At 32.3% G+C, this 7,307-nt stretch carries 8 protein-coding genes and 1 pseudogene; all 9 read left to right on the forward strand.

The window, feature by feature from the left end:
- The first annotated feature begins 946 nt into the window (after window positions 1-946).
- Window positions 947-3,019 (forward strand): thioredoxin domain-containing protein, encoded by a 2,073-nt coding sequence (locus F6K22_RS14620; protein WP_293098875.1) that lies wholly within the window; start codon window positions 947-949, stop codon window positions 3,017-3,019.
- A gap of 211 nt (window positions 3,020-3,230) precedes the next feature.
- Entirely contained in the window at window positions 3,231-3,449 is a 219-nt protein-coding gene (locus tag F6K22_RS14625; RefSeq protein WP_293098877.1) for an element excision factor XisH family protein, read from the forward strand.
- Window positions 3,437-3,766 (forward strand): XisI protein, encoded by a 330-nt coding sequence (locus F6K22_RS14630; RefSeq protein ID WP_293098880.1) that lies wholly within the window; start codon window positions 3,437-3,439, stop codon window positions 3,764-3,766. The genes F6K22_RS14625 and F6K22_RS14630 overlap by 13 nt, the downstream gene beginning before the upstream one ends.
- Before the next feature lie 409 nt (window positions 3,767-4,175).
- On the forward strand, window positions 4,176-5,153 hold the full coding sequence (locus F6K22_RS14635) for an endonuclease NucS domain-containing protein (RefSeq protein ID WP_293098883.1): 978 nt from the start codon (window positions 4,176-4,178) through the stop codon (window positions 5,151-5,153).
- Window positions 5,154-5,402: 249 nt separating this feature from the next.
- On the forward strand, window positions 5,403-5,546 hold the full coding sequence (locus F6K22_RS14640) for a hypothetical protein (RefSeq protein ID WP_293098886.1): 144 nt from the start codon (window positions 5,403-5,405) through the stop codon (window positions 5,544-5,546).
- A 51-nt stretch (window positions 5,547-5,597) separates the two neighbouring features.
- The gene (locus tag F6K22_RS14645) at window positions 5,598-5,786 is read left to right on the forward strand and encodes a hypothetical protein (RefSeq protein ID WP_293098888.1); all 189 of its coding nucleotides are present in this window, start codon (window positions 5,598-5,600) and stop codon (window positions 5,784-5,786) included.
- A gap of 41 nt (window positions 5,787-5,827) precedes the next feature.
- Entirely contained in the window at window positions 5,828-6,016 is a 189-nt protein-coding gene (locus tag F6K22_RS14650) for a hypothetical protein (protein ID WP_293098891.1), read from the forward strand.
- Between the two features lie 177 nt (window positions 6,017-6,193).
- Window positions 6,194-6,610: a hypothetical protein gene (locus tag F6K22_RS14655; protein ID WP_293098894.1), complete on the forward strand. Its 417-nt coding sequence runs from the start codon at window positions 6,194-6,196 to the stop codon at window positions 6,608-6,610.
- 225 nt (window positions 6,611-6,835) lie between these two features.
- A pseudogene (locus F6K22_RS14660) lies at window positions 6,836-7,307 on the forward strand (hypothetical protein); the annotation flags it as partial.

Consider the following 7,307-nt stretch of genomic DNA (forward strand, 5'->3'; position numbering starts at 1 on the left):
TTGTGTGGAAAAAGATCAAACAATTCCACAGCTCCGGTAGAAAAGCAGTCCTTACCTCAGGTACAAGGAAAAAATAAAAATGTTTGATTTTTCCGAATCTGTGAAAGTTAAGGTCAAGATAAATTTCTCTGAGTCAAAGAAGATTTTTGTAAGTCAAATTTTTGGTGTACTCCCTCTGAGTAAAAACACAAAAAAATCAAACAGCTTTGGTGGGAAAACCAGCAGTTATCTCCAGGAGAAATAAAAAGTAAAAATGTTTCATGATTCGGAATATTTGGAAGTTAATGTCTAGGTAAATTATGATGAGAAAAAGAAGATTTTTGTGAGAAAAGTCTCTAGTCTACTCCTTCTGCGGAAAAAGATCAAACAATTCCACAGCTCCGGTGGGAAAAACACTCCTTATTTCTACTCAACTCACCAGTAAAAATATTTCATTTTTCCGAAGATTTGGGAGTTCTGGTCATTTCAGTTATCAAGGTGAATTTATCTGAATCAAAGAAGATTTTTGTTAGCCAAATCTATGGTCTACTCTTTGTGTGGAAAAATAGAAAACAATTCCACAGCTCCGGTGGGAAAAACATTCCTGATCTCAGGTAGAAGGAAAAAATAAAAATGTTTGATTTTCCCGAATCTGTGAGAGTTAAGGTCAAGATAAATTCCTCTTGGTGAAAGAAGATTTTTTTGCCTCAAAAATATCTTCTACTACCTCTCATAAAAAATAGATAATTATCAAAAATATCTAGTTTTACACCCAGCATACAGAAGGCAAGCAACAACATTTTTATCATTAAATAAACGGTGAACATTAGAATTAAATCATAAGAGTTTATCTAAATCAAGTCCAAAAAATTATAAATACGTTATAATCTTCACAAAAGTTGATTATCCATTCTTAAAAACACTCAGATAATTGACAATACGATCCGTAATTAGGGGAAACATTAATATGACTAATCGTTTAGCTAAATCCCAAAGTCTTTATCTCCGCAAACACGCAGAAAATCCTGTAGATTGGTGGCCGTGGTGTGAGGAAGCTTTAGAAACTGCAAAACGACAAGATAAACCGATTTTTCTATCAATTGGTTATTCAAGTTGTCACTGGTGTACTGTTATGGAAGGAGAAGCATTTTCTGATGAGAAAATCGCCCAATATTTGAATGAAAAATTTTTACCAATTAAAGTAGATAGAGAAGAAAGACCTGATGTAGATAGCATCTATATGCAGGCATTACAAATGTTGACCGGACAGGGTGGTTGGCCGTTAAATATATTCTTAACTCCTGATGATTTAATACCTTTTGTTGGTGGTACTTATTTCCCTATTGAACCTCGTTACGGACGACCAGGTTTTTTAGAAGTTTTGCAAAAAATTAGGAGTTTTTATGACCTGGAAAAAAATAAACTTGATTCTTTAAAAGGGGAAATGTTAGAGGGTTTAAGAAAGTCAGTTTTATTACCAGAAGCAGAAGATTTAAGCAAAGAAGTATTACAAAAAGGTTTAGAAGTTAGTACAGGAATAATTAGCGATCGCTACTCCCAACAAAGTTTTCCAATGATGCCTTATGCTGAAGCAGCTTTACAGGGAACAAAGTTTAATTTTAAATCTCAATATAAGGGTAATGAAGTTTGTTTACAAAGGGGATTAGATTTAGCTTTAGGCGGAATTTACGATCATGTAGCGGGGGGTTTTCATCGTTACACAGTAGATGCTACTTGGACAGTTCCTCACTTTGAAAAAATGCTCTACGATAACGGTCAAATTGTTGAATATTTAGCTAATTTATGGAGTGCCGGATATCAAGAACCAGTCTTTAAACGGGGAATTATTGAAACAGTAAATTGGCTGAAAATAGAAATGACAGCACCTGCCGGATTTTTCTATGCCTCCCAAGATGCTGATAGTTTTACTACTCCAGATGAGGTCGAACCAGAAGAAGGAGCTTTCTATGTTTGGAGTTATAAAGAATTAGAAAATTTGTTAACCTCGGAAGAATTATCTGAACTATCAGAACAATTTTTTATTACATCTAATGGCAACTTTGAAGGAAAAATTGTCTTGCAGAGAAAGCAAGCAGGAGAGTTAAGTGAAACTGTAGAAAATTCCCTCGCTAAATTATTTGAAGTGCGCTATGGTGTTCAACCTTTTAATCTAGAAACTTTTCCACCAGCAACGAATAATCAAGAGGCAAAAAATAATAACTGGCCTGGCAGAATTCCCGCAGTAACAGATACTAAAATGATTGTTGCCTGGAATAGTTTAATGATTTCTGGTTTGGCAAGAGCAGCCACAGTATTTAACAATTCCAAATATCTAGACTTAGCCGTTAATGCTGCTAATTTCATCATCAAAAATCAGTGGTTTGATGGACGTTTTCATCGGCTAAATTATGAGGGAAAACCTACAGTAATTGCCCAGTCTGAAGACTATGCTTTGTTTATTAAAGCATTACTAGATTTACAGCAGGCTTCGATTAGTTTAGAAACTTCATCAAATGCTAATTTTTGGTTAGAAACAGCAATAAAATTACAAGATGAATTTGATGAGTTTTTGTGGAGTCTAGAAGCAGCAGGTTATTACAATGCTCCTACGGATTTTAGTGGAGAATTAATATTACGAGAAAGGAATTATATTGATAATGCAACTCCCGCAGCAAATGGCATAGCAATTGCTAACTTAGTACGTCTATCTTTGCTAACTGAAGAATTACATTATCTCGACCGAGCTGAGTCAGCTTTAACAGCTTTTAGTAGCATAATGAAAAAATCTCCCCAAGCTTGTCCGAGTTTATTTGTTGCTTTAGACTGGTACAGAAATCAAACTTTAGTCAGAACTTCTGAAGCAGAAATTTATAATTTAATTACTCAGTATTTCCCTACTGCTATTTATAAAAGAGAAACTGATTTACCAGAAAATTCTGTAGGGTTAGTCTGTCAAGGTTTGATTTGTAAAAAACCCTCTTTGAGTAAACAGGAATTATTGGAACATTTAGAGCAAAGTCAAAATCGTTGGGCAAAATAATAATTAATAATTAATAATTAATAATTAATAATTAAATAATTCAGGTTAAAAACCTCCCCTTTCAAGGGGAAAAAGCGGTCGTTTGCGAAGCATTCCGTTAGGATGGGATGGCGAGGTTTCCTCGCCATATCCAATCGACCAAGAGAAATAAATTGTTTTCCTTCTTGGTCAATCCTCTCCCTAAAAGGGAGAGGTAATTATTAATTATTAATTGTTAATTGCTGAATATGGAGCTTTAGGTCAATTTCTTAGTTATCGTTCTGCTCTTAGAAAAAAACAACCAGAGAGAGTTTTATATTTAGCAATTAGCCAAGATATTTACAGTGATTTTTTCAGCAATCAATTTATTCAAGAATTAATTGCTGAACATCAACTAAAATTAGTAATTTTTGAAGTGATGAAAGAGGAAATAGTTTTATGGAAAGAATAAATTATCAAGAATTAGTTCAAACTATTTTGACTAAACACTCAGGTAATGACTTAGATAAAGACACAGAAGTACAATTAATTTTTGACACAAAACGGGAGCATTATCAAGTAATTAATTTAGGATGGAAAGATCAAAAACGAGTTTATGGCTGTGTTATTCATGTTGATATAAAAGAGGGTAAAATTTGGCTCCAGAGGGATAGAACTGAAATACGAATAGCAAATGAATTAGTAGCTGCTGGAGTTCTTAAAAAAGATATTATTTTAGCTTTTAAAGCTCCCTATTTACGTCAATTTACTGAATTTGCAGTGGAATAAGCGATACCAGAACTAATATTAAAGTGAGAAGTTGCATTGAACTTAAATTTAGGTTGGGTTGAATTACGAAACTCAATTATTTCAGCCTAAAACTAAGGGTATTTTTTCAAGAAAATAATAAAAGGATTAGTAATACCAATTTGTTAAAGATATGGAAGAGTTTAATCCCCCCAACCCCCCTTTGAAAGGGGGGCTTATGAATTCAGGTTTACCACAACTTTATTAAAATGGCATAATTTAATTTTTTCCGTGATTAATATCACTGCTGGTGTTAACCAAATGAATCTAAAATTATCTCTAAATTTTAAATTGAATTATATAGCAACCATAAATAGGTTGTAACATTTTTGCTTGGGTTTGGAGACCAAACCCCTACAGTTTTTTTTCACAAATCATTTCTTATGGCTATATGTTGAGTAACGCATCTTTAAAAAAGACTGGTTCCGGATGGGAATTTGCCAGTGAGGAAATTTTAGAGGATTTTATTTATGAACATTTGGAAATTTTACTGGGTTTGAATGTCTTAGACAGACAATATATTGTGAATAGTCAAAGGTGCGATATTTTAGCTATTGATAGTCAGAAAAAATTAGTTGTTTTGGAGTTGAAAAATGTTGAAGATAGGGGAATTGTTCAACAGTTGACTCGTTATTATGATGCTTTGTTAGATGAGAAACCTTTTAGTGACAAAGTTGATTATCAGCAACCTGTAAGATTAGTAGCAATTACTCCTAGTTTTCATCGGGATAATTTTACAGATAGAAAATATCATACTCTTGATTTTCAGTTTTTAGAGTTTTCTATTATTCAAGATGAGGATAAGTTTTATCTTTGTTTGAAAGATGTTGATAATGGGAAAATTTCAAAGGCAATTCTTCCCTATCAAGAACTAGAAAATGATTTAGATATACCAGCTCCACCTAAAGCACTTTTGAAAGTAGTAAATAATTTAGATGCTCAACAGCAAGAAGAGATTTTTAGGATTCGACAGAAAATTTTGGGGTTTGATAGTAGGATGCGAGAATTTTATTATGAAGGGAGTATTAGGAGATACGGTAATGGTAATAAGAAAACCAGTAAATTTTCTGCTGAATTTTGCTCGAATACTAAGGGTGAATTAATATTGTTTCTATGGCTGCCTTTACAAGATACCAAAAGAATAGTAAGAACATTAGTATATACAGATTGGAAAGATAAATTGCGTCTTGTAGCTCCTTGTCCCAAAGGAATTGGTGTAAGAAATTATTCTGTGCCTAAGAATAGAAATAGAGCCGGAATACCAGATGGATTTAGTAGAGTAGTCATAAGTAAAGCTATTAAAACTGATGATAAATCTCTAGATTCATTAGTTAATTTAGCACTCCAAAAATGGTTAGAAAGAATTTAAAAAAAAATATAGCGATCGCCAATTATTTGTGAAAAAAAACTGTAGGGATTTGGTCATATAAATCCCATTTTTACTTAGGTTTACAGACCAAACCCCTACGATACTTATTAATTGATTTAGCACTCCCATGTTTAGGTAGATAGTCCGTTATTAATTATTAATGTTCCGGTATTGATAATTATTAATTATTTCCTTACGGAATGGTAGACAAACAGCTATCACCGATATCAAAATTATTAATTGTTAATTATGTTGAGTAACGCATCTTTAACAAAGACTGGCTCAGGATGGGAATTTGTCAGTGAGGAAATTTTAGAGGATTTTCTATATGAACATTTGGAAATTTTACTGAGTTTGAATGTCTTAGACAAACAATATATTGTGAATAGTTAAAGGTGCGATATTTTAGCTGTTGATAGTCAGAAAAAATTAGTAGTTTTGGAGTTGAAAAATATTGAGGATAGGGGAATTGTTCAACAATTGACTCGTTATTATGATGCTTTGTTAGATGAGAAACCTTTTAGTGACAAAGTTGATTATCAGCAACCTGCAAGATTAGTAGCAATTACTCCTAGTTTTCATCGGGATAATTTACAGATAGAAAATATCATACTCTTGACTTTCAGTTTTTAGAGTTTTCTGTTATTCAAGATGATGATAAGTTTGATCTCTGTTTGAAAGATATTGATAATGGGGAAATTTCAAAAGCAATTATTTCCTATCAAGAACTAGAAAATGATTTAGATATACCTACCCCACCTGAAGAATTTTTGAGACTTTTGAGTAATTTTGAGTTTAGTCAACAGCAGGATATATTAGAAGTTCGGTATAAAATTCTTAAATTTGATACTATAATGCAATAATTTCCCTCTACTAGCAGCATTAAATATATAAATGGTAGTGGTAAAAGTAGTAAATTTTATGCTGAATTTTTATTAGATAAAGGTGAGCTAATACTATTTCTCTAGAGACCATATAAAGGTGGTAAAAATTCAATAATTTGCAGAGCTATAATTCGGATATATTGGCAAGATAAAGCTTTGATTGAAGGTTATGTTTCAAGTGGAGTAGGAGCAGAAATAAATCGCCGTAAAAAGGATATTGAAAACTTAATAACAAGACTTCAAGAAAGTCTTAAATTGGTTACAGAAATTGAAGAAATAAAAGACCGAATAGAACAGAATATTTTGTATAATAATGCCAAAATTAAAAGATATCGTTATCATTTCCCCTTGAAGTTGCCAGTTAAAAAAAGTACAGCAAAAAAATATATTGAAACTATTCAGAGAATTGCGAGTGCGCCTGAAAACAAAAAGCTTATTACCCATGAAGATACAAAGCTGATTAGTCTTAGTAGAGAATTGTCAAAACAAAAGAGAGGGATAGGAATTACAAGAGAATTTTATCCCTATAAATCTCTAGACTTATTAATTGACTTAGCATTAGAAAAATGGTAATAAAGACTTTGAAAAAAATTTATATCAAATCCCGTTTATTGGCCAATAAAAAATCTAAGTAACACTACTCAAAAATTAAATTATTGACTCACGCTCCACAAACTTGCTAAAATACAATCAAAACTTTTAATTCATATACACTAAGTATAACCAACAAATAAGGTCTCAAGCCTCCGGATGAAGCCAGAGGTACTGATAACCAATAACTAATAAGTAATAACTGAAATGACCCAACCAATATTATCAATTGTAGTGCCCACAAGAGAAGGACTTCCTCAATATTGGACCGAGAGCTTTTTAAAAATTAACGGAGATGTAGAATTAATATTAGTTCATCCTCCAGGAATGAAAAAACTTCCAATTAGTGACTCCCGAATGCAGCAAATTAATAGCTCATTTCGTGGAGAAATAATTCAAAGAATGACTGGACTAATGAATGCTTCAGGCAAATATATTTTAACAGTAAATTGTGATGAACTTCTCTATCCAGATATTGCAGAAGTAACCAAACAATATTTTACAAAATTCCCCGATAGTTGGGTTTTAAGGCTTGATGTAAAAAAACTAAAATACGGTGATGAGGCTAGTTTAAAATCTCCTTGGGAAGCAATACCTAATATTAATGAAATGGAGATTTTTGGAAGTACAAGGGATAAAAATTTACAGAGACAACCAAATGATATGCAAGAAATACCGA

Source organism: Okeania sp. SIO2F4, assembly GCF_010672385.1.
Taxonomy (GTDB): domain Bacteria; phylum Cyanobacteriota; class Cyanobacteriia; order Cyanobacteriales; family Microcoleaceae; genus Trichodesmium.

Excerpts from the sequence above, each read along its gene's own strand:
- F6K22_RS14620 (WP_293098875.1), top strand. The coding sequence starts at position 947 with ATGACTAATCGTTTAGCTAAATCCCAAAGTCTTTATCTCCGCAAACAC.
- F6K22_RS14635 (WP_293098883.1), top strand. The coding sequence starts at position 4,176 with ATGTTGAGTAACGCATCTTTAAAAAAGACTGGTTCCGGATGGGAATTT.
- F6K22_RS14640 (WP_293098886.1), top strand. The coding sequence starts at position 5,403 with ATGTTGAGTAACGCATCTTTAACAAAGACTGGCTCAGGATGGGAATTT.
- F6K22_RS14630 (WP_293098880.1), top strand. The coding sequence starts at position 3,437 with ATGGAAAGAATAAATTATCAAGAATTAGTTCAAACTATTTTGACTAAA.